22 protein-coding genes are annotated in these 22,943 nt (G+C 60.2%); 6 read left to right on the top strand and 16 right to left on the bottom strand.

Annotated elements, in window-relative coordinates; translation table 11 throughout:
- Window positions 1–67 precede the first annotated feature (67 nt).
- The 4 genes from ACM6J5_RS17240 to ACM6J5_RS17255 all read left to right on the top strand — a co-directional run bounded on the left by ACM6J5_RS17240 (window position 68) and on the right by ACM6J5_RS17255 (window position 5,330).
- Complete coding sequence (locus ACM6J5_RS17240) at window positions 68–1,840, top strand: N-acetylglutaminylglutamine amidotransferase (RefSeq protein WP_414929027.1); 1,773 nt, start codon at window positions 68–70, stop codon at window positions 1,838–1,840.
- A 3-nt stretch (window positions 1,841–1,843) separates the two neighbouring features.
- Window positions 1,844–3,592: an N-acetylglutaminylglutamine synthetase gene (ngg, locus tag ACM6J5_RS17245; RefSeq protein WP_095943981.1), complete on the top strand. Its 1,749-nt coding sequence runs from the start codon at window positions 1,844–1,846 to the stop codon at window positions 3,590–3,592.
- Window positions 3,593–3,717: 125 nt separating this feature from the next.
- Window positions 3,718–4,908: an osmoprotectant NAGGN system M42 family peptidase gene (locus tag ACM6J5_RS17250; protein ID WP_414929028.1), complete on the top strand. Its 1,191-nt coding sequence runs from the start codon at window positions 3,718–3,720 to the stop codon at window positions 4,906–4,908.
- Between the two features lie 194 nt (window positions 4,909–5,102).
- The gene (locus ACM6J5_RS17255) at window positions 5,103–5,330 is read left to right on the top strand and encodes a YheU family protein (RefSeq protein ID WP_056727184.1); all 228 of its coding nucleotides are present in this window, start codon (window positions 5,103–5,105) and stop codon (window positions 5,328–5,330) included.
- Window positions 5,331–5,335: 5 nt separating this feature from the next.
- On the opposite strand, the gene csrA is transcribed toward ACM6J5_RS17255, so the two are convergent.
- The 3 genes from csrA to ACM6J5_RS17270 form a co-directional block, all read right to left on the bottom strand.
- Window positions 5,336–5,521: a carbon storage regulator CsrA gene (csrA, locus tag ACM6J5_RS17260; RefSeq protein ID WP_150672650.1), complete on the bottom strand. Its 186-nt coding sequence runs from the start codon at window positions 5,519–5,521 to the stop codon at window positions 5,336–5,338.
- A 154-nt stretch (window positions 5,522–5,675) separates the two neighbouring features.
- Window positions 5,676–6,008, bottom strand: coding sequence for a YnfA family protein (locus ACM6J5_RS17265; RefSeq protein ID WP_095943984.1), 333 nt, complete (start codon window positions 6,006–6,008; stop codon window positions 5,676–5,678).
- Window positions 6,009–6,072: 64 nt separating this feature from the next.
- On the bottom strand, window positions 6,073–6,888 hold the full coding sequence (locus ACM6J5_RS17270) for an SDR family oxidoreductase (protein ID WP_095943985.1): 816 nt from the start codon (window positions 6,886–6,888) through the stop codon (window positions 6,073–6,075).
- Window positions 6,889–7,165: 277 nt separating this feature from the next.
- Between ACM6J5_RS17270 and ACM6J5_RS17275 the strand changes: the two genes are divergently transcribed.
- A complete protein-coding gene (locus ACM6J5_RS17275) occupies window positions 7,166–7,324 on the top strand; it encodes a DUF3309 family protein (RefSeq protein ID WP_172435350.1) in 159 nt (52 codons plus the stop codon).
- A gap of 58 nt (window positions 7,325–7,382) precedes the next feature.
- Here the strand turns inward: ACM6J5_RS17275 and ACM6J5_RS17280 are convergent, their stop codons facing one another.
- From ACM6J5_RS17280 to ACM6J5_RS17325, 10 genes are all read right to left on the bottom strand, one after another.
- On the bottom strand, window positions 7,383–9,476 hold the full coding sequence (locus ACM6J5_RS17280; RefSeq protein ID WP_095943986.1) for an LTA synthase family protein: 2,094 nt from the start codon (window positions 9,474–9,476) through the stop codon (window positions 7,383–7,385).
- Between the two features lie 338 nt (window positions 9,477–9,814).
- Complete coding sequence (locus tag ACM6J5_RS17285) at window positions 9,815–10,420, bottom strand: START domain-containing protein (protein WP_414929029.1); 606 nt, start codon at window positions 10,418–10,420, stop codon at window positions 9,815–9,817.
- Window positions 10,421–10,516: 96 nt separating this feature from the next.
- Window positions 10,517–10,771, bottom strand: coding sequence for a YkgJ family cysteine cluster protein (locus ACM6J5_RS17290; RefSeq protein ID WP_095943988.1), 255 nt, complete (start codon window positions 10,769–10,771; stop codon window positions 10,517–10,519).
- Window positions 10,772–10,938: 167 nt separating this feature from the next.
- Window positions 10,939–11,418 carry a translation initiation factor 2 gene (locus ACM6J5_RS17295; protein ID WP_150672648.1) on the bottom strand — a complete coding sequence of 160 codons (480 nt, stop codon included), beginning with the start codon at window positions 11,416–11,418 and terminating at the stop codon, window positions 10,939–10,941.
- Between the two features lie 80 nt (window positions 11,419–11,498).
- Window positions 11,499–12,938 (bottom strand): PLP-dependent aminotransferase family protein, encoded by a 1,440-nt coding sequence (locus tag ACM6J5_RS17300; protein WP_008050371.1) that lies wholly within the window; start codon window positions 12,936–12,938, stop codon window positions 11,499–11,501.
- A 201-nt stretch (window positions 12,939–13,139) separates the two neighbouring features.
- Window positions 13,140–13,952 carry an OmpA family protein gene (locus ACM6J5_RS17305; protein ID WP_095943990.1) on the bottom strand — a complete coding sequence of 271 codons (813 nt, stop codon included), beginning with the start codon at window positions 13,950–13,952 and terminating at the stop codon, window positions 13,140–13,142.
- A complete protein-coding gene (locus ACM6J5_RS17310) occupies window positions 13,949–14,305 on the bottom strand; it encodes a DUF4398 domain-containing protein (RefSeq protein WP_095943991.1) in 357 nt (118 codons plus the stop codon). Before ACM6J5_RS17310 ends, ACM6J5_RS17305 begins: the two co-directional genes overlap by 4 nt.
- A 9-nt stretch (window positions 14,306–14,314) precedes the next feature.
- Window positions 14,315–15,154, bottom strand: a complete 840-nt coding sequence (locus tag ACM6J5_RS17315; RefSeq protein WP_414929030.1) for a substrate-binding periplasmic protein — start codon at window positions 15,152–15,154, stop codon at window positions 14,315–14,317.
- A gap of 198 nt (window positions 15,155–15,352) precedes the next feature.
- Window positions 15,353–16,282 (bottom strand): electron transfer flavoprotein subunit alpha/FixB family protein, encoded by a 930-nt coding sequence (locus ACM6J5_RS17320; protein WP_095943993.1) that lies wholly within the window; start codon window positions 16,280–16,282, stop codon window positions 15,353–15,355.
- Window positions 16,283–17,032 carry an electron transfer flavoprotein subunit beta/FixA family protein gene (locus ACM6J5_RS17325; protein ID WP_007987229.1) on the bottom strand — a complete coding sequence of 250 codons (750 nt, stop codon included), beginning with the start codon at window positions 17,030–17,032 and terminating at the stop codon, window positions 16,283–16,285.
- A gap of 549 nt (window positions 17,033–17,581) precedes the next feature.
- Here ACM6J5_RS17325 and ACM6J5_RS17330 point away from each other — a divergent pair.
- Window positions 17,582–19,246: an electron transfer flavoprotein-ubiquinone oxidoreductase gene (locus tag ACM6J5_RS17330; RefSeq protein ID WP_414929031.1), complete on the top strand. Its 1,665-nt coding sequence runs from the start codon at window positions 17,582–17,584 to the stop codon at window positions 19,244–19,246.
- Between the two features lie 178 nt (window positions 19,247–19,424).
- On the opposite strand, the gene ACM6J5_RS17335 is transcribed toward ACM6J5_RS17330, so the two are convergent.
- From ACM6J5_RS17335 to dgoD, 3 genes are all read right to left on the bottom strand, one after another.
- Window positions 19,425–20,228, bottom strand: coding sequence for an IclR family transcriptional regulator (locus tag ACM6J5_RS17335; protein ID WP_095943995.1), 804 nt, complete (start codon window positions 20,226–20,228; stop codon window positions 19,425–19,427).
- Window positions 20,229–20,288: 60 nt separating this feature from the next.
- The gene (locus ACM6J5_RS17340; RefSeq protein WP_095943996.1) at window positions 20,289–21,599 is read right to left on the bottom strand and encodes an MFS transporter; all 1,311 of its coding nucleotides are present in this window, start codon (window positions 21,597–21,599) and stop codon (window positions 20,289–20,291) included.
- Window positions 21,600–21,785: 186 nt separating this feature from the next.
- Entirely contained in the window at window positions 21,786–22,934 is a 1,149-nt protein-coding gene (dgoD, locus tag ACM6J5_RS17345) for a galactonate dehydratase (RefSeq protein ID WP_008047041.1), read from the bottom strand.
- Window positions 22,935–22,943: the final 9 nt, after the last annotated feature.

Below are 22,943 nucleotides of genomic sequence, written 5' to 3' on the forward strand. Positions count from 1 at the left end.
CTGAGTACCCGCTGTTTCGACGCGGTATCGATCGACCCTCCCCAACGGAAAAACCGGTAAGGAATTTATGTGCGGATTAGCTGGCGAGTTACGTTTTGATCATCAACCTGCAGACCTTGCAGCCATTGAACGAATCACCCATCACCTGGCCCCTCGCGGCCCCGACGCCTGGGGATTTCATAGCCAGGGGTCGGTTGCCCTGGGCCATCGGCGCCTGAAAATCATGGACCTGTCAGACGGCTCGGCGCAGCCGATGATCGACCCGCAACTGGGCTTGTCCCTGGCCTTCAACGGGGCGATCTACAACTTTCCGGAACTGCGCACGGAACTTGAAAACCTGGGTTACGCCTTCTATTCCGGTGGCGACACCGAAGTGTTGCTCAAGGGCTATCACGCCTGGGGCGAAGCGCTGCTGCCGAAACTCAACGGCATGTTTGCCTTTGCCATTTGGGAGCGCGATGCCCAACGCCTGTTCATCGCCCGCGACCGACTCGGCGTAAAACCGCTGTACCTGTCGCGCACCGGCCAGCGCCTGCGCTTCGCCTCGGCCCTGCCGGCATTGCTCAAGGGTGGCGACATCAACCCGCTCCTCGATCCCGTGGCGCTCAATCACTACCTGAATTTCCACGCCGTGGTCCCGGCACCGCGCACCTTGCTGGCGGGCATTGAAAAACTGCCGCCGGCCACCTGGATGCGCATCGAAGCCGATGGCCGCACCGAACAGAAAACCTGGTGGACCCTGCCCTACGGCCCTAACGCCGATGAGACGGACTTGAGCCTCGAAGACTGGCGCGACCGTGTACTCGACAGCACCCGCGAAGCGGTAGCGATTCGACAGCGTGCGGCGGTGGATGTCGGCGTGCTGCTGTCCGGTGGTGTCGATTCCAGCCTGCTGGTGGGCCTGTTGCGGGAAGTCGGCGTGGACAATCTGTCGACCTTCTCCATCGGCTTCCAGGATGCCGGCGGCGAACGCGGCGACGAGTTCCAGTATTCCGACCTGATCGCCAAACACTACGGCACGCAGCACCATCAACTGCGCATCGACGAAAAGGAAATCATCGAACAACTGCCCGCCGCCTTCCGCGCCATGAGTGAGCCGATGGTCAGCCATGACTGCATCGCCTTCTATCTGTTGTCCCGGGAAGTAGCCAAACACTGCAAAGTCGTCCAGAGCGGCCAGGGCGCCGATGAGCTGTTCGCCGGTTACCACTGGTATCCGCAAGTGGACGGCGCGAGTGATCCCTATGCCGCTTACCGCGAAGCGTTTTTCGACCGCAGTTACGACGACTACGCCGCCACCGTGCAACCGAAATGGCTGACCGCGAATGACGCCGCCGGCGACTTCGTCAAAGCCCATTTCGCTCAGCCCGGTGCCGATGCGGCGGTGGACAAGGCCTTGCGTCTGGACAGCACGGTGATGCTGGTGGACGACCCGGTCAAACGGGTCGACAACATGACCATGGCCTGGGGCCTGGAAGCGCGCACGCCGTTTCTCGACTACCGCCTGGTGGAGCTGTCGGCACGGATTCCGGGGCGTTTCAAACTGCCGGACGGCGGTAAGCAAGTCCTGAAGGAAGCGGCGCGACAAGTGATTCCCAGTGAAGTGATCGACCGCAAGAAAGGTTACTTCCCGGTGCCGGGCCTCAAGCATTTGCAGGGCGATACGCTGGAATGGGTGCGCGAGCTGCTGCTCGATCCGAGTCAGGATCGCGGCCTGTTCCACCCGGCGATGCTCGATCGACTGCTGACCGACCCACAGGGTCAATTGACGCCATTGCGCGGCTCGAAGCTGTGGCAACTGGCAGCCCTGAACCTGTGGCTCAGCGAACAAGGAATCTGACCGATGAAATCTCACGCCACGGCTTTCAGCCAACGCCTGTTGCGCGGCCAGTCACCCTCCTACGAACGCTTGCAGGCACGTCTTGCCGAGGATCGCTGTGAACGCGGCGGGGCGCCGATTGCCGTGCATTGCGGCTGGGGGCGCCTGCTGATCGGCCACACCTTTGCCGATGCCGCGAGCCTGGCCGGGGAGTTGCTCAACGAGCAGCCCGGCGAGCGGGACATTGCCCTGTACGTCGCCGCGCCCCAGCAAGTGCTGGGGCTGGAGCCGACGCAGTTGTTCCTCGACCCGTCCGATACCTTGCGCCTGTGGTTCAGCGACTACCGTCAGGCGACCCGGGTGTTTCGCGGTTTTCGCATTAGACGTGCGCAAAGCGATGCCGACTGGCAGGCGATCAATCAGCTGTATCAGGCCCGTGGCATGTTGCCGATCGATGCCACCCTGCTGACGCCGCGCCATCTGGGCGGCCCGGTGTACTGGCTGGCCGAAGACGAGGACAGCGGCGCGGTCATCGGCAGCGTCATGGGCCTCAACCACCACAAGGCCTTCAACGACCCGGAAAACGGCAGCAGCCTGTGGTGCCTGGCGGTCGACCCGCATTGTGCGCGACCAGGTGTCGGTGAAGTGCTGGTGCGGCATTTGATCGAACACTTCATGAGTCGCGGGCTCGCCTGCCTCGACCTGTCGGTGCTGCACGACAACCGCCAGGCGAAAAGCCTTTACGCCAAGCTCGGTTTTCGCAACCTGACGACCTTCGCCATCAAGCGCAAGAACGGCATCAATCAGCCGCTGTTTCTCGGGCCCGGTCCGGAAGCCGCGTTCAACCCCTACGCGCGGATCATAGTCGAGGAAGCACACCGTCGTGGCATCGATGTGCACGTCGATGACGCCGACGCCGGGATGTTCACCCTCAGCCATGGCGGGCGCCGGGTACGTTGCCGTGAATCCCTGAGCGACCTGACCAGTGCCGTCAGCATGACCCTGTGCCAGGACAAAAGCCTGACCCACAAAGTGCTCAAGGCCGCCGGGTTGAACTTGCCGGCGCAGCAACTGGCGGGTAACGCCGATGACAACCTGGCGTTCCTCGATGAACACCAACGCGTGGTGGTCAAGCCACTGGATGGTGAACAGGGCCAAGGGGTGGCGGTGGATTTGCGCACCATCGAGGAAGTGCAGCAAGCCATAGAAGCCGCTCGCCACTTCGACAGCCGCGTGTTGCTGGAAAGTTTCCACGAAGGCCTGGACCTGCGCATTGTGGTGATCGGTTTTGAAGTGGTCGCCGCCGCCATTCGCCGGCCGGCCGAAGTGGTGGGCGACGGCCAGCACTCCATCGGTGCATTGATCGAAGCCCAGAGCCGGCGGCGACAAGCGGCCACCGGTGGCGAAAGCAAGATCCCGCAGGACCGGGAAACCCAGCGCACCTTGCGTGCCGCCGGTTACGACTACAGCAGCATTCTGCCGGCCGGTGAGCACCTGTTCGTACGGCGCACGGCGAATCTTCATACCGGCGGCGTGCTTGAAGACGTCACGGCGATCCTGCACCCGACGCTGGTGGATGCGGCGGTACGGGCCGCGCGGACACTGGACATTCCCATGGTCGGCCTCGACCTGATGGTGTCCGCCGCTGACCAGCCGGACTATGTATTTATCGAAGCCAACGAACGGGCCGGGCTGGCCAACCATGAACCGCAGCCGACGGCGGAGCGGTTTGTGGATCTGTTGTTTCCGTACAGTCAGCCGGTGGTCTCTTAGCCATGTGTTGTCTGGACTGGCCCTTTCGCGAGCAGGCTCGCTCCCACATTTGATCGCTTTCCCCCTGTAGGAGCGAGCCTGCTCGCGAAGGCGGCCGTACAGGCGATAACCAATCAGGAGTCTCCATGACCAGCAAAATCCCCGAGCCGGACCTCGGCTATCTGCAAAAAGTGCTGCTGGAAATGCTCGCCATTCCCAGCCCCACCGGGTTCACCGACACCATCGTGCGTTACGTCGCCGAACGCCTTGAAGAACTGGGCATTCCCTTCGAGCTGACCCGTCGCGGCACCATCCGCGCCACGCTCAAGGGCAAGAAGAACAGCCCCGACCGCGCCGTTTCCGCCCACCTGGACACCATCGGCGCGGCGGTGCGCGCGGTGAAGGACAACGGCCGCCTGAGCCTCGCGCCCGTCGGCTGCTGGTCCAGCCGCTTTGCCGAGGGCAGCCGGGTCAGCCTGTTTACCGACCATGGCGTGATCCGTGGCAGCGTCTTGCCGCTGATGGCTTCCGGGCACGCGTTCAATACCGCCGTGGATGAGATGCCGATCAGTTGGGATCACATCGAGTTGCGACTGGACGCCTACTGCGCCACCCGTGCCGACTGCGAGTCGCTGGGCATCAGCGTCGGCGATTTCGTCGCCTTCGACCCGCTGCCGGAGTTCACCGAAAGCGGCCACATCAGCGCTCGTCACCTCGACGACAAGGCTGGGGTGGCCGCACTTCTGGCGGCGCTCAAGGCCATCGTCGACAGCGGTGAAGAGCTGATGATCGACTGCCATCCGCTGTTCACCATCACCGAGGAAACCGGCAGCGGCGCGGCGGCGGCACTACCCTGGGACGTCAGCGAATTCGTCGGCATCGACATCGCACCGGTCGCGCCTGGCCAACACTCCAGCGAGCACGCGGTGAGCATCGCCATGCAGGATTCCGGCGGGCCCTATGACTATCACCTGTCGCGCCACCTCCTGCGCCTGGCCAGCGACAACGAGTTGCCGGCACGCCGGGACCTGTTCCGCTACTACTTCAGCGACGCACATTCAGCGGTGACCGCCGGCCACGACATTCGCACCGCCCTGCTCGCCTTCGGCTGCGACGCCACCCACGGTTACGAACGCACCCACATCGACAGTCTCGCCGCCCTGAGCCGCCTGCTCGGTGCGTACATCCTCAGCCCGCCAGTGTTTGCCAGCGATGCACAACCGGCCAAGGGCTCACTGGACCGTTTCAGCCATCAGCTTGAACATGACACCCAGATGGAAAGCGATACGCGGGTGCCGTCGGTGGACAGTCTGGTGGGGCAGCGGTCGGAGAACTGATCAGGATCTTCATCGCCAGCCATGCCGCCATCGCGAGCAGGCTCGCTCCCACATTCGACCGCATTCCCATGGAAGAACTCGGTCTACTGTGCGAGCCTGCTCGCGATAGCGTCAGACCAGACAACACAAATCCCGGGCTGGCCGTCCACGCCCAATCGCCGTAGCATCGCGCCATTGATCCAACCGAGGTGCCTATGCTGATCCCCCACGACCAACTTCAAGTCGACACCCTCACTCGCCTGATCGAGGATTTCGTGACCCGCGACGGCACGGACAATGGTGACGACACCCCCCTGGAAACCCGCGTACTGCGCGTGCGCCAAGCGCTGACCAAGGGCCAGGCACTGATTGTCTTCGACCCGGAAAGCGAGCAATGCCAACTGATGCTCAAGCACGACGTGCCCAAGCACCTGTTTGACTGAAGTCTTCAGCGTCCCTTGGTCTTCGCCAGTTTGTTCTGGATGCGTTCGTAGATTTCGCAGCGGTGCACATTCACTTCCTGAGGCGCTTCGATGCCAAAGCGAATGTTGTTTCCGTTGATCGCGAGAACACGCACGGTAATGTTGTCACCGATGGAAATGTTTTCGCCCACAACGCGAGTGAGTACGAGCATGAGGAATGTCCTTCAGGGATTTCTGGCCCTTGAAGATGCCCTCCCCGCCGTACGCCTACAATGCTCCGACAGCAAACCAGACCGGACTGACACCCCTTGACGCACACCACTTACGGAAAGGTCTGACAGGCCGGCCAAATGTAGGGCCAATCTGTCAGGACGCGGAGAATCGCGGCCCGAACAGAATGATGCTCGCGCCGATCACACACAGCGCCACGCCGAGCCAGTCCGAACCCAACGGACGAATCCGCTCGACCACGGCCAACCAGCCGATTGAGGCAATGATGTAGATGCCACCGTAAGCGGCGTAGGCGCGGCCGGCGTAGGTGGCTTCGATCCGGGTCAGCAGCAGGGCGAACAGGGTCAGGCTCAAGAGCGCCGGCACCACCCACCACATGCTTCTACCCTGGCGCAGCCACATCCAGAAGGCAAAGCAACCGGCAATTTCGAACAGCGCGGCGAGGAAAAACCACAGGTAATTGAGCATGCGAGCGTCTCGCGAGGATGGCCGATGGCGGCCACCCTAACCACAGCGTCGCCCGCGGGCAAGATCAGCTTGCGGATTGCCCGGCCTTGGCGCGCATTTTGTCGGCCATGGCGGTCATTTCGTTGTAGAGCAATTGCGGGTTCTTCTGCTTGATCGCCCAGGCCATGCGCCCCTGTTCGTGGGGCAGGATCATGAACTCGCCTGCCGCTACCTGCCGATAGATGTAGTCGGCGATGTCGGCGGCGCTGATCGGCGAGCTTTCCAGCAACTTGCCGACCTGGGCTTTCATGGCCGGGGTCGGGCCACGGAAGGAGTCCAGCAGGTTGGTCTGGAAGAACGACGGGCACACCACATGCACGCCGACTTCCTGATGCGCCAGCTCGATCAGCAGGCTTTCGGACAACGCCACCACGCCCGCCTTGGCCACGTTGTAGTTGCTCATCGCCGGGCCTTGCATCAGCGCGGCCATGGACGCGATGTTGATGATCTTGCCTTTGCTTTTTTCCAGCAGTGGCAGGAACGCCTTGCAGCCTTTGACCACGCCCATCAGGTTGATCGCGATCTGCCAGTCCCAGTCTTCAAGGGACAGCTCACTGAAAAATCCGCCAGACGCGACACCCGCGTTATTGACGATGACATCGATACCGCCGAGTTTGACTTCGCAAGCCTGGGCGAACGCTGTCAACTGGCTGTAATCGCGCACGTCACAGCGCTGGATAAAACCGTCGCCGCCCGCTTCGCGGACCAGCTTGAGGGTTTCCTGCAAGCCGGGCTCGCTGACGTCCGACAAGGCCAGTTGCCAGCCTTCGCGCGCCCAGCGCAGCGCGATTTCGCGACCCAGGCCAGAGCCTGCACCAGTGATCATCATGCGATTTTGCATAGCAGACAGCCTTGTTGTTCTCGGAAGATGCACCGAGTGTAGCGAAGGAAACTGCCCGACCCACGCTCCATCAGATTGCTGAATGGCCCGAGCAAACCGCGGGAACGCCTGAAGTAACTAAGGCACCAAAATAGAAATAAGAACCCGCTCGAATTACTTCAAAAAACTTGGAATTTTCCTGCAAGCACAAAAGTCGGATTTTTTAAGCAGCTCGAATTTACTTCATTCACGCTGACCTTGATTGGCAGGGTCAATCCACTGCATTTTCGACAAGGAAATAGACATGGGCACAATACTGATCATCATTCTGATCCTGTTACTGATCGGTGGTTTACCGGTCTTCCCGCACTCCAGAAGTTGGGGTTACGGCCCGTCCGGTATCATCGGCGTCGTATTGGTGGTGTTGTTGATCCTGCTCTTGCTCGGCCGAATATAAATATCCGCCAGGCAAAAAAAGAGGCCCGTGAAGGGCCTCTTTTCCATTGCGTCACAACTTAGTCCGGCTTGCCATCAACAACACCGGCGGTGTTGTCCAGCAGGCTCTTGGTCGCTGTTTGCAGGAACGCTTCGAGCTTGAGTTTCAACTCGGCGGTACGCGGCGCATCTGCAATGACTTCGGCGCGAGGCTTGGCACCCAATTCATACTGATACAACTTCGGCGCCATGTCCTTGTCCTTCGGCAGGACCAGAATCTGGTCTGCGGTGAGGATGGCCGTGGTCTGCTCGCTGCCCGACGGCTTGATCACACCAATACCGGCGTCGCCTTCCGGCAAGTTGAGCAGGTCGCGTCCCCAGCACTGATGACGCACTTCGCCACCGATGCGGCCCATGATGGTCGGCACGATGTCGATCTGAGTGCCCACGGTGTGGTCACGCTGGCCGAACTTTTCCTGGATGCCCGGCGCGATCATCAGCATCGGCACGTTGAAACGGCCCAGGTCCATTTCGGTGATCTGCTGTTCGTTGCCGAAACCGTGGTCACCGACGACGACAAACAGGGTTTCCTTGAAGTACGGCTCCTTGCGGGCCTTTTCAAAGAACTGGCCCAGTGCCCAGTCCGAGTAACGCATGGCGGTCAGGTGTTCGTTCAGGCTGCCACGATCGGTCACGCGCTCGACAGGCAATGGCGTCGGCAAGGCGTAAGGCGTGTGGTTGGACAGGGTTTGCAGCAAGGCATAGAACGGCTTGCCGTTTTCCCGTGCCTTGAGCTCGACCAGGCCACGGTCGAACATGTCCTGGTCGGACACGCCCCAGGTCGGATCAGAGAACACCGGATTCACGAAATCGTTACGGCCGATGAAATTGGTCATGCCCTGGTTGCTGAAGAAACCCGACTGGTTGTCCCAGGCGAAATCGCCGTTGTAGACGTACACGTCGTCGAAGTCACGGGCGCTGAGCAACTGCGGCAGACCGGACAGCTTGTGGCTGCCTTCCGGGGTCTGCATCAGGTATTCGAAACCCGGCAGGTTCGGGAAGCAGGCCATGGTGGCGAACATGCCCTGGTGGGTATGGGTGCCATTGGAGAAGAAGCGGTCGAACAGCAAGCCTTCCTTCGACAGTTTGTCGAGGTACGGCGTGATGTTGCCCGGCCCACCCAGCGCACCCACCGAGTGACCGGCCATGCTTTCCATCAGGATCACGACGACGTTCTTGATCGGCAGGGTCTTGTCGGCTGGCGGGGTGTAATCGCGACGTACCGCCGCAGTGCCGGCATCGACCAGTTTCTCGGCCGGCAGCACCAGCATGTCACGCACCACTTGCTGGGCTTGTGGCTGTGGCAAGGTTGCCTTCCAGATATTGTCGCGATCTTCGGACATGCGGCTCTTGGCTGCGGCTACCAGCGACAGCGTACCGTTGAGGCCCAACTGGTTAGCGAAATTCGAATCGGTGGTATAGACATCACCCCAACGCAGCGGCGGGCCCTGGCGCAGGGTGCCACGGGCGGCGACCACGCAAACCAGCAGGCACACCATGAATACCGCGATACGCGCGTACCACGGCGCAACCTTGCGTGTGCCGATGCTGCCGCCACTGAACGGACCACGAGGGCGGGTCGCACGGTCGGCGCCCTTGAATGCCATGCTCAGGATCACGGTACCCAGGGCCCACGCCAGCAGGTAACGGACCACCGGGAAACCGTACCAGAGCATGCTGGCCACGGTTTTCGGATCTTCCTTGACGTACTGGAAGACCAGGCCGTTGAGGCGCTGGTGGAACTCACGATAGAAGTCCATCTCCATCAGGCCCAGGAACAGCGCAATGCTGGAGACCACCGTCAGCCAGAGACGGAACAGCCCGCGTGCGGCCATGGCCCGGGCGCTGAACAGGGCCAGCAGCAACGGAATACTGAGATAGACCACCAGGCGCAGGTCGAAACGCAGACCATTGGCGAATGCCTCGAGGAAGGTCGAGGCCGGCGTGTCGAGGATCATCGAGCGGTTGTAAGCCAGCAGCGCGACGCGCAGCAGGCTGAACATGACCATCATGACCAGGGCACACAACAGCGTGTAGGCCAGATGTGATTTGACGGTCGGTTGCAGCAGGCGACTAGAAGCTCGCTGCTGACTCAGGGCGTCCGGGATTGCCATGTCGTTTTAGGACCCATTGGAAAGTTGAAGTTTCAAAAATACAGCTGCGCCCTGCCCTCTTTTCGGCCCGTACAAGGCCTTGGGGTTTGCGCGGTGCGCAAATGTTGCACGATCAACGGCAGCATTGCCATTGATAACTACCCTCATCCCGACTCTTTCATCCTGCACTCAGGCATACGCAACGTGTTGCGGGAGAGCCGGCGAATTGTCTTGGAGGCTGGGTGAAAATTTCGTGCAACGCATATCCGGAAACAAATTAAAGCCTGCGCACCGGTCAAAAACGCAAACGCCCCGATCAAGTCAGGGCGTTACGAAGTCATCTCAAAAGAGCGACACAGTTACTTCTCGGCGCGTTCCTTGAGGGCTTTCAAGGTATTGAACGGGGCATCCACCACGAACTTGTTGGCCACCATCGACGGCACGCTGCCACCCGGCTCGGTGTGCACCTGATAGGTCACTTCGATCTGGTCGCCCTTGGGTACGAACTTCCAGAAACCGTCGACCTTGGCGACCCGGACGAAGCCTTTTTCTTCAGGCAGGTATTTCGGCACGCCTTCGAGCTTGCGGGTCAGGCTGCCATCGGCCCCTTCGAGAGTGGTGATGTGCAACACCGAATCACGGGGAGTAACCGGCCAAGGGGTGTTGAACTGAGTGTAGGTCCAGCTCTGGTCACCTTCGTGCTTGAGCAGCTTCTGGGTTTTGCATTCGTGAATCCAGGCGCAGGCTCCAGGCACGTCTTCCTGCAACGCGCGCAGCTTGGCCATGGTGGTCTTCATCAGCGTGACGCCCTGGTAGGCCTTGTAGTCGGAGCCGGCCACTTCACTCAGGGAAATCCTGATGCCGTCTTCGTCCTTTTTGACTTTCCAGTCTTCGGCCTGGACGGTCGAGGTAGCCAGCGCAACCGTCAAACCACACAGCACAGCCATACGATGCAGCGAACCCATAGTCTTATTCCTTATTGTTGAAGTTCCGTTCGTTGGGCTTGCACCTGCAATCACTTCCAGGTTTTTCGGAGGTGATCGCAAGTGCAAGCCCACACATCACGCCGCCGTCATTTGCTCCCACCAGCCAATCAACCGGATGGCTTCTTCGCTGCTGCTTCCACACACTTCAGGGTCGGCCTCGAAGGCAGAACACACCGCCGGCCGCTCCGGCTGGCCGAAAATACGGCACAGGTTATCGGAGGAAAGTTGCAGGCAACGTTGCCCCGCGGCTTTGCCATTGGGCATACCGGGAATCGGCGAACTGATGGAAGGGGCAATGCAACAAGCGCCACAGCCCTCACGGCATTTCATGACGACAAGCTCCTCGCGACGAGCAATGTGTTAATGGACGGGGCACAGAGTACCCGCTTAAACAGTTGTTTTAAATTACCTGTGAGCGGGTTTTTCAACGCAAACGGGCATGACCGGCCAGTCTCCGACAAAGCGTCTGGCCTGCGGCTCGCGGATCCTGACGGGGGTTACTGCTTGAACTCGAAATCCAGTGCCGCGCCTTCGACCTCGTGGCGCTCTTCATTTCGCAGTTGCAGCTGCATTTCATTGCTGAGCAGGCGGCCGTTGAGCTGGAACTCGCTGTTGGCGCTTTTGTCACCGAACATCTGGGGTAACAACGGTTCGCGCTTGACCAACGGAACCGTTCCCACCGGCTTGAGCTCCTGAACCATATCCTTGGGCAAGCTCAGATCCAGTTTGGCAGATGGAAGCTCAGTCTTTACCACCTCGCTGGCCGGTTTCGATTTGGAGGCAATGGGCGGACGCTTTTTCACGGGCGCAGCCTGCTTACTGCCCGCCGAGGCTTTTTTCGCAGGCGCGGTTTCTATCGGTGCGACGTGGAAACTGCCGGTTGTCTGATCCTGCTCGGTAGCGGCCACGGCGGATGCCGGCTGAATACTCGCAATCAGGCAGAGCAAAAGCCAGGCGGCAGGAAAAGTCGGTTTCATGGATCCAACGGTGGGTGCAAACGGCAGAGGTGCCTATGCTCGCCTGTTGCAGCCCACAAGACAAGCGCAGTCGCAGCCAGTTACAAACCGCCAGCCATCTCCTGGCAGAGTTGGGTGGCCAGCATGCCCAGGGTCATCAATGCGCGCTCGGCTTCACGGTTCCACGGGATGCCGCAGTTGAGCCGGATGCAGTGATTGAATTGCTCGGTATTACTGAAGATCAGTCCCGGCGCGATACTGATGCCCTGCTGCAACGCCCGCACGTGCAACTCTTGCGTATTGACCCGCCCCGGCAGACTGACCCACAGAATGAAGCCGCCGGTAGGCCGGGTCATCTGCGTGCCTTCCGGGAAATACTGCTGCACGGCCAACTGGAAGGCACTGAGGTTTTTCCGGTACTCCTGACGGATGAAGCGCAAATGCCGGTCGTACCCGCCATTTTCAAGGTACGCGGCAATGCCCATCTGGGTCACGCTGCACGCGGAATGCGTACTGAAGGTCTGCAAGCGCTGGATTTCCTGCTGATACTTGCCGGCAATCATCCAGCCGATCCGCACGCCGGGCGACAGGGTCTTGGAGAAGCTCGAGCAATAGATCACCCGATCCAGCCGATCGTAGGCCTTGAGGGACTTGGTGCGCCCCTGCTCGAACATCAGCTCACCGTAGATATCGTCTTCGACAATCTGGATATCGAAGTCCGACGCCAGGCGCAGCAATTGTTTCTGCCGCTCCTCCGGCATGGTGCCGCCCAATGGATTGCTCAGTCGGGTGGTCAGCACCAACGCCTTGATCGACCATTGGTTGGCCGCCAACTGCAGGGCTTCCAGGCTCATGCCCGTGGCTGGATCGCTGGGGATCTCGATAACCTTGAGGCCCAACAGATCGGCCAGTTGCAGCAAGCCGTAATAGGTCGGCGACTCGGCCGCGATCAGATCACCCGGACGGGTCAGCACACGCAAGGACATCTGCAGCGCATCGACACAACCGTGGGTGATCACCACTTCCGACGGATCGACCACCACGCCGGCATCGCGCATGCGGATCGCCACCTGTCGGCGCAACGGCTCGAAACCGGGGCTGAACATGTAGCTGAAGGCCCGCGGACTATGGAAACGGGTGACCTTGGCCAATTGCTGATGCAGTGCCCGCACCGGCAAATAGTCGACACTCGGCACCGCAGCGCCCAGCGGGAACACGCCTTCACGACGGGATTCGACCAGGACTTGCTGAATAATGCTGCTGCGGGTGACCAGGCCGGGGCGTTCAACCCGGGCGATGTCCGGCGTCGGCGCGGTGAGTGCCGGCGTCTGGTGCACGTAGTAACCCGACTGTGGCCGGGCGCGGATCAGACCCTGATCCTCGAGATTGGCATACGCCTGCAACACCGTCGCATGGCTGACATTGAGCTGCGAGCTCATCTTGCGCACCGAAGGCACGCGCTCTCCCGGCTGATAGACCCCACGACGGATGTCTTCGGCCAGTTGTTGAGCAATACGTTGATAGAGCAAAAGGTTGGTCATGACGCAGCACTCGATTTCACGGGCATTTTATTCTTGTGTGAAACAATACCGGAACAGTTTAGAAGTGTACGGGGACAGTTGCCACAATAGTCGACCGTACAGTGCAGTGTCAGCAAAATCTGTACTGTTTTGTGCGGTAATCGGCAGGCGTAAAAAAACCCGGCGCTGCATGGCAGGCCGGGCTTTCCAGCGACGCAACCCCTAGCGGGCGGCGCCGAGCTGGCCCTTCTCGTCGGAAAACACAATTTCCACCCGACGATTCTGCGCCCGGCCCCGTTCCGACGCATTCGCGTCCACCGGATACTCGTCGCCATAACCCTCGACCTGGATGCGCTTGTCGTCGATACCCAGGTCGATCAGCACGTCAGCCACCGATTGTGCGCGGTCGCGGGACAGCTTGAGGTTTTCCTGCTTGCCCCCGGTACTGTCCGTATAACCTTCGATCCGCACCACCCGCTTGGGGTTGAGTTGCAGGAACTGCACGATCTTCAACACCACACGGTTGGCCGACGGTTTCAATTCCGCTTCGCCCGTGTCGAACAGCATGTCGCCCAATGTCATCACCAGCCCACGGTCGGTCTGGCTGGTGGTCAATGCCAGGATCTGCTCCTCGAGCCATTTGCCTTGCTGCTGCACGCTGAACAGTTTGGATTCACGCAGTGCCAGTTGCAGACGCTGCCGTTCCAGTTCGAGCTTCGCCGCCTGCTCTTCGTTGAGCACCTGATTGGTGTGTTCCCGGGCAATGGCGCTATAGCGCTGGCTCAGGTAGGCGTAATGCACCACGTCCGAACCGCTGCCCCAATAGCTGGACAGGCGATCGGCACGGGCCAGGGATTCACCGGCGCGAATCACGTCCTTGGGGGCGATTCGCAGTACATTGGAGTCTTCCTTGACCTTCTGAAAGTCGGCACCGGCCTGCTGCAACGCGGACTCGCTATGCTGGCTGGCGCAGCCAAAGAGGCTCGCGCAGCCTGCCAGGATCAAACCGCCGAGGGCTTTGCTCTTGAGGCTCATTGGGCATCTCCCAGTTGCTTGCGCAGGCGAGCGATGCGGGTGTTGAGCACGTTCAACTGTTCCTCGCTCTTGGCCGTCAACACCTTGGCTTCAGCCAGGCGCGCATCGAGTTCGGCCTGTTCGGCACGCATGCGTGCGTTTTTGAAGGATTGATCGGTCATGTTGCCCTTGGCACGGTTGAACTTGTCTTCGGCCAGCTTCATTTCCGGCACATCGTCTGCCGTGGCGCCCACGGCTTTGGCCTGTTCGAGTGCTTGTTCGGTCAGGCGAAACTGTTCATTCGGCGCAGGATCGGTTGCACAACCCGCCAGGGCGGCAAAGGCCACGGCAGCGAAAAGAAGTCGAATACTCACTAAATATCCTTACTGTTTTGGGATACTGACGGGTTGTTGCGGGGGGCTTGGCTGTGGTTGTGAGCGTTGTGCTTTCCAGCGCTCGATATTGCGCATCAGCACGGTCTCCGTCAGTCCGGACGCGGGCAATTCTGTCATCTTTTTGGCCAACTGTCCGCGCAACCACGGATCGTTGCAGGCCGAGTCATGGGAAATCGCCAGATACAGGCCAGGCTTGTCGACCGGTTGCGCACGCGCGATCAGATCAGCGGCCATGCCCAGTGTCTGCGCAGTCGCCATGCCCGAGTAACGCCCTGCCAGTACAAATTCGACCTCGCCCAACAGCAGTTTCTGAAAGGCCTGGGTCAGGTTGGACGTGCGCGTGAGGGTCAGTTGCTGTCCGGCAAAGGCACTGAATTGCGCGGTCAATCGGGCCTTTTCCGACACGGCGCCGGGATGGCCGTGCAGATCTGGTGCTTCGTTGTAGACCAGCGTCGAGTCCTTGCGAGTCCAGACCAGATAGTCGTTTTCCAGCAAGGGTGGATGGATGTAGTCCAGGGTTTCCAGCTCGCTGACGGTCAACGTCGCGTCCACCAGCATGTCCATGCGCCCGCTGCGCACTTCGTCCAGGGCCTGGGCGCGCTTGCCGGCATAAAGCAGTTCGACCTTGAGCCCCAACTCCCCCGCCACTTGCCGCAGCAAATCGGCGCTGGCACCGATCAGGTATTTGGGATTTTGCGGGTCTTGCCACAGGTACGGCGGCGCGTCCGGGCTGCCGGTGACCACCAGGCGTTCGCATTTGCCTGCGGCGACAGACAGCGTCGGCAATAACGCCAATCCCAGTAAGCTCCACGCAAGTCGCAGATCCATGGCAATTCACTCCACTCAAACCCGGTTATGCCCTCTGTAGGAGCGAGCTTGCTCGCGATGGTCTCAAATGCACCGCGTGTATCCAGGATCCCCGCGTCATCGTTGACGTCCATCGCGAGCAGGCTCGCTCCTACAGGGGAAAAAGGCAAAAAAAAGCCCGACCAAAAGGCCGGGCTCTTTATAAGTGAAGCAGCCGGATTAGACCAGCTTCTCCAGCTCAGGGATGGCTTCGAACAGGTCCGCCACCAGGCCGTAATCGGCCACCTGGAAGATCGGCGCTTCTTCGTCCTTGTTGATCGCAACGATCACTTTGGAGTCTTTCATGCCGGCCAGGTGCTGGATCGCGCCGGAGATACCGACGGCAATGTACAGCTGTGGAGCAACGATCTTGCCGGTCTGACCGACCTGCATGTCGTTGGGTACGAAACCTGCGTCGACCGCGGCGCGCGATGCTCCGACGGCAGCGCCCAGCTTGTCGGCCAGGGCGTACAGGTGTTTGAAGTTGTCGCCGTTCTGCATGCCACGGCCGCCGGAAACGACGATCTTGGCAGCGGTCAGTTCCGGACGATCGGACTTGGCCAGTTCTTCGCCAACGAAGCTGGAGATGCCAGCGTCGTGGGCAGCAGCAACGGCTTCAACGGCAGCGGAACCACCTTCAGCGACAACCGGGTCGAAACCGGTGGCACGCACGGTGATCACTTTCACTGCAGCGTTCGATTGAACGGTAGCGATGGCGTTACCGGCGTAGATCGGACGCTTGAAGGTGTCAGCGCTTTCGACCGAGATGATCTCGGAGATCTGGTCAACGTCCAGTGCAGCGGCAACGCGCGGCAGGATGTTTTTGCCGTTGGAAGTGGCGGCAGCCAGGATGTGGCTGTAGCCCTTGCCCAATTCGGCAACCAGCGGCGCGACGTTTTCCGGCAGTTGGTGAGTGTAGGCGGCGTTGTCGGCCACCAGCACTTTAGCCACGCCAGCGATTTTCGCCGCGGCTTCAGCCACAGCGCCAGCGCCCTGACCTGCAACCAGAACGTGGATGTCACCACCGATTTTAACGGCGGCAGCCACGGTATTCAGCGTGGCCGGGGCCAGCACTTTGTTGTCGTGTTCAGCAATAACCAAGATAGTCATTTAGATTACCTTCGCTTCGTTTTTCAGTTTCTCGACCAGTTCAGCCACCGACTTGACCTTGATACCCGCGCTGCGTGCAGCCGGCGCTTCGACTTTCACAGTCTTGTTGGTGGAGGCGGTGGAAACGCCCAAAGCGTCCGGAGTCAGCACTTCGAGAGGCTTCTTCTTGGCTTTCATGATGTTTGGCAGAGACGCGTAGCGCGGCTCGTTCAAACGCAGGTCGGTGGTGACGATCGCCGGCAGTTTCAGGGAAACCGTCTGCGCGCCACCGTCGATTTCACGGGTTACAGCTACGCTGTCGCCGCTGATTTCGACTTTGGACGCGAACGTGCCCTGACCGTAGCCGCTCAATGCAGCGAGCATCTGGCCAGTCTGGTTGTTGTCGCTATCGATGGCCTGTTTGCCAAGGATCACCAACTGAGGCTGTTCCTTGTCGACAACAGCCTTCAACAGTTTGGCAACAGCCAGGGAAGTCAGGTCTTCGGCGGACTCGACGAGGATGGCGCGGTCGGCACCCAGAGCCAGCGCGGTGCGCAGTTGCTCTTGAGCGGTGGACGGGCCTACGGAGACGACGACGATTTCAGTCGCAACACCCTTCTCTTTCAGGCGTACGGCTTCTTCCACGGCGATTTCGCAGAACGGGTTCATCGACATCTTGACGTTGGCAAGATCGACGCCGGAATTGTCCGCCTTGACGCGGACCTTGACGTTGTAATCCACAACGCGTTTGACAGCTACAAGAACCTTCATGGATTCCTCGTTACTCTCCGGTGAAAAGAAAGTCGCCTAGGCGAACCTGGCGGTTGATGCTCATCGGGCGCAAGGGCACCTCCAAAAACGCCGGCAAAGCTGTCAAGTGACCATCGCTCATGATCTGGATGACCGTTCGTCAGTGGTGACTGACGAGTCATTCAACATCGCGGCGTGTAAACTGCACATCAAACCCGCGCAGCGCATCACTCTCTACTGCCATCGCCCTGTCTTTAGAGGTGCTCTTGAAACCAACAGTCAGCCTACGGCGAGCGCAAAACCGCCCGTATCTTGACCGGAACGCCTATTCCGGTCAATACGCCAAAATGGCCGTTCATAAGGCGCGTGACTTTGATTTCTCTGGCTTTGAGCCAATTCAAACAAACGTTTGTATTGGACGCTGAGAGTGGTGTAGATATAATGCGCCACCCAAAGAGAAAGGTGGTCAATCGATTGTCCTCTTCCGGCGTTGCGCCGGGATTCATGGATGCGACACCAAACCTCAAAATTAGAAAAAAAAACTGTTGAGCCTTGAGTAGGAGATAGCCTGTGGAACGCGAATACATGGAATTCGACGTGGTCATCGTCGGTGCCGGCCCCGCTGGCCTGTCTGCCGCCTGCCGTCTGAAGCAGAAGGCCGCCGAAGCCGGTAAGGAAATCAGCGTCTGCGTGGTCGAAAAAGGCTCCGAAGTCGGTGCTCACATTCTGTCCGGTGCCGTGTTCGAACCACGGGCCCTGAACGAACTGTTCCCGAACTGGAAAGAACTCGGCGCGCCGCTGAACACGCCCGTCACCCGCGACGACATCTTCGTGCTGAAGAACGCTGAAAGCGCGCAGAAAGTTCCAGACTTCTTTGTGCCCAAGACCATGCACAACGAAGGCAACTACATCATCTCCCTGGGCAACCTGTGCCGCTGGCTGGCCCAGCAGGCCGAGAACCTGGGCGTGGAAATCTACCCGGGCTTCGCCGCACAGGAAGCGCTGATCGACGAGAACGGCGTGGTACGCGGGATCATCACCGGCGACCTGGGTGTCGACCGGGAAGGCAATCCGAAGGAAGGCCTGTACACCCCGGGCATGGAACTGCGTGGCAAGTACACGCTGTTCGCCGAAGGTTGCCGCGGCCACATCGGCAAGCAGTTGATCAAGCGCTTCAACCTGGACACTGACGCTGATGCCCAGCACTACGGCATCGGCCTGAAAGAAATCTGGGAAGTCGACCCGGCCAAGCACCAGCCAGGCCTGGTGGTGCACACCGCCGGTTGGCCGATGGACATCATGGGCACCGAAAACACCGGTGGCTCGTTCCTCTATCACCTGGAAAACAACCAGGTGGTGGTTGGCCTGATCGTCGACCTGTCCTACAGCAACACCTACCTGTCGCCGTTCGACGAGTTCCAGCGCCTCAAGCATCACCCGGTGCTTGCTCAGTACCTGGAAGGCGGCAAGCGCATCAGCTACGGTGCCCGCGCGATCAGCAAGGGCGGCCTGAACTCGCTGCCGAAAATGGTCTTCAAGGGCGGCGCGCTGATCGGTTGCGACCTCGGCACCCTGAACTTCGCCAAGATCAAAGGCAGCCACACCGCGATGAAGTCCGGCATGCTCGCCGCTGAATCCGTGGCCGAGGCGCTGTTCGCCGAGAAGGACGGCACCGAAGAGCTGACCACTTACGTCGACGCGTTCAAGAAGAGCTGGCTCTACGAAGAACTGTTCGCCAGCCGCAACTTCGGCCCGGCGATCCACAAGTTCGGTGCCATCGTCGGTGGTGGTTTCAACTGGCTCGACCAGAACATCTTCGGCGGCAAACTGCCGTTCACCCTGCACGACACCAAGCCGGATTACGCTTGCCTCAAGCTCGCGGCCGACTGCAAGAAGATCGACTACCCGAAACCGGACGGCAAGCTCAGCTTCGACAAATTGAGCTCGGTGTTCATCTCCGGTACCAACCATGAAGAAGAACAGCCGTGCCACCTGAAGCTGACCGACCCAAGCATCCCGATCAGCAAGAACCTGCCGCTGTACGATGAGCCGGCACAGCGTTACTGCCCGGCCGGCGTGTACGAAGTGATCACCAAGGAAGACGGCGAGAAGCGCTTCCAGATCAACGCCCAGAACTGCGTTCACTGCAAGACCTGCGACATCAAGGACCCTGCACAGAACATCACCTGGGTGACACCGGAAGGCGCTGGCGGCCCGACTTACCCGAACATGTAAGCCGAACCGCGAACATCAAGGCTCCCGAAAAGGGGGCCTTTTTGTTGCGTGCGATTCAGGGCATAACACAAGACCAGTGTAGGAGCGAGCCTGCTCGCGATGGCGGCGTATCAGTCAACAAATGTATTGAATGTAAAACCGCAATCGCGAGCAGGCTCGCTCCTACAGTGTTTTGTATTTAAACCTTGAGGCCAAGTTCGGCCGACAACCGAATAGTGACGCCTTTGATCAGGGGAATCAGCTCGGCCATTTTTTCCAGCGGCATGTAAGGCACCGTACTGGCGATGCTGATGCCGGCGACGATGCGCTTGCTGGCATCGCGGATCGGCGCCGCCACGCAGCGGATCGACGGTTCGTTGTCTTCCAGGTCGAAGGCATAACCGCCGGCCACGTACTCGACCATGCGCTGCTCGAACTGCTCCCAGGACTGCTCCGGGTGCTGCGGCCAGAACTGGTTTTTCCCACCCACCGGCAGGCTGACTTCGTACAGGCGCTGCCACTCTTGCGGTGAATCATCGAGCATCAGTGCCTTGCCGATCCCGGTGCGCGCCAACGGCATGCGATGGCCGACCCGCGAACGCATTTCCGGGCCATTGCGCCCCGGATTCTTGTGCAGGTACAGCACTTCGTCGCCTTCACGAATCGCCAGGTGAATGGTGTCGCCGGTCAATGCCGACAACTCATCCAGATACGGCCCGGCCAGGGTCACCAACGGCAGCTCTTCACGGGCCTGAAAGCCCAACTCGATCAGTTTCGGCCCCAGCAGATAACCGACTTGCGGCACCACCCGCAGATAACGCTCGTCCACCAGGCAACTGGCCAGACGATGGGTGGTGCTGCGCGTGGTGCCGATCAGCCGGGCGATTTCCTTGAGATCGCGGGCGCCGCTGGCCACGGCATGAACCACACCCAGACCGCGAAGCAGAGTCTGGGTGCCGGTCGGTGCGGCGTCCTTGGCGATTTTTGGGGCGTCTTCCTGCATATCCAGCCTTTACCGTTGAGCGAGTGAACGGGCGGCATTATGGTCATCCGCGTGCCACGACTACAACTTGATACGCTCGACCTTGCCCACCAGCAGGATGTAGGACAGTGCGCCAATCAATGCCAGCACCGAAATGTAGGTGATTGCCGGAGCAAAAGAATCACCCGTCGCGAGGAAGCCGATCACGATTGGTGTGGCGATCGCCGACAGGTTACCGATGAAGTTGAACACCCCGCCGGTCAGCCCGAGCAGGCGCGCCGGGGCGAGCGTCGATACCAGCGACCAGGTGATCGAAGCCAGGCCATTGCCGAAGAATGCCAGCGCAAGGAAGGCAATCACCAACGGCGTCGACTCGACAAAGTTGGCGCCGATGATCGAGGTGGAAATCAGCAAACCGCTGATGATCGGCAACTTGCGGGCGAAACCCACCGTGCAGCCGCGACGGATCAAAAAGTCCGAGAAGAAACCGGAACACAGCACACCGATGAACGCGGCGAGAAACGGCAGCGACGCCAACAGACCGGACTTGATGAAGTCCATGCCGCGGTATTTCACCAGGTAGGTCGGGAACCAGGTCAGGAAAAACCAAAGCGTCGAATTGAGGCAGAACTGCCCGAGGTAGATGCCCCAGAGTTTGCGCTTGGTCAGGACAATGCCCAGGTCAGTCCAGCTGAATTTGGCTTTGACTTTGGCCTGTTCGGCCTGGATATCCACCAACCCGCCGCCCTCGCGGATCAAATCGATTTCCGCGTCATTGGCGCCTTTGAAATCCCGCGGCTCGCGATACACCGCGTACCAGATCACCGCCCACACAATGCCCACCGCGCCGGTGGCGACGAACACCATGTGCCAGCCGAATTCGTGCTGAAGCCACGCCAGTACCGGTGTCAGGAAGGCCAGGCCGACGAATTGCCCGGAGGTGTAAAAACCAATCGCCGTAGCGCGCTCGCGCTCGGGAAACCAGGTGGTGACCACGCGGCTGTTGATCGGATACGCCGGCGCTTCCAGCGCACCGACAGCCATACGCAACACGAACAGCGCGATGAAGCTGGCGGCGAAGCCGAGCATCACCGTGGCCACCGACCACAGCAGCAAGGCGACGCTGTACAGAATCCGTGGCGGCACGCGATCCACCAGCCAGCCACCGGGGATTTGCATGGCAGCGTAGGTCCAGCCGAACGCGGAGAAAATCAGACCGACGTGGATCGGGTCGATGCCCAAGTCACTGGTCAATGCCGGGGCGGCAATCGACAGGTTACTGCGGTCCAGGTAGTTGATCACCACGGTGATGAACAACAGCACCATGATGAAAAAACGCTTACGGCTGGGCGTCACCAACGACGCCTGCCCGGTGAGGGTTTGCGGTTGCATGAGGGGTGCCTCTTCTTATGGTTATTGAGGTCGATGTGAAATGCAGATCTCCGGAGTCATGGAGATCAACTGTGGGAGCCAGCCTGCTGGCGATAGCGGAGTGTCAGCCACCATAAATGCTGGATGTGCCGACCAAATCGCCAGCAGGCTGGCTCCCACAGGGGTTTGTGGTGAGTCAGGAAGCACTCACCACTCGGCAAAACTGCCATCGGCATGGCGCCAGATCGGGTTGCGCCAGCGGTGGCCGATGGCGGCGCGTTCGATCACGTATTCCTCGTTGATCTCGATGCCCAGGCCCGGGCCGTTGGGGATTTTCACGAAGCCTTTGTCGTAGTCGAACACCCGCGGATCTTTCACATAATCGAGCAGGTCGTTGCTCTCGTTGTAATGGATGCCCAGGCTCTGTTCCTGGATGAACGCGTTGTAGCAGGCCGCGTCCAGTTGCAGGCATGCCGCCAGGGCAATCGGACCCAGCGGACAATGCAGCGCCAGCGCCACGTCGTAGGCTTCGGCCATGTTGGCGATCTTGCGGGTTTCGGTGATGCCGCCGGCGTGGGAGGCATCCGGCTGGATGATGTCGACGTAGCCCTCGCTGAGCACACGCTTGAAATCCCAGCGCGAGAACAGGCGCTCACCCAGGGCAATCGGCGTGCTGGTCAACGGCGCAAGTTCCTTCAGCGCTTCGTAGTTTTCGCTGAGCACCGGCTCTTCGATGAACATCAGCTTGTACGGATCGAGCTCCTTCATCAGTACCTTGGCCATGGGCTTGTGCACCCGGCCGTGGAAGTCCACGCCGATGCCGACGTTCGGGCCGACGGCATCGCGCACGGCAGCGACATTGGCCAGCGCCTGGTCGACCTTGTCGAAAGTGTCGAGAAATTGCAGCTCTTCGGTGCCGTTCATTTTCACTGCGGTGAAACCACGCTCGACCGCTTCTTTGGCCGCACGCGCGGTGTCCGCCGGACGGTCGCCGCCGATCCACGAATACACACGGATCTTGTCCCGCACCTGACCACCCAACAGATCGCTGACCGATACGCCCAGCGCCTTGCCCTTGATGTCCCACAAGGCCTGGTCGATACCGGCCAGGGCGCTCATGTGGATTGCGCCGCCACGGTAGAAGCCACCTCGGTACAGCACGGTCCAGATGTCTTCGATGTTGCGTGGGTCTTTGCCGATCAGGTAATCGGACAACTCTTCAACGGCCGCGGCAACGGTGTGGGCGCGACCTTCAACCACAGGCTCGCCCCAACCGGTCACGCCCTCGTCGGTTTCGACCTTGAGGAAGCACCAGCGCGGCGGAACGATGAAGGTGGTCAGTTTGGTGATTTTCATCTTTTGGCT

This window comes from Pseudomonas sp. IT-P74, from assembly GCF_949768175.1.
Lineage (GTDB): Bacteria > Pseudomonadota > Gammaproteobacteria > Pseudomonadales > Pseudomonadaceae > Aquipseudomonas.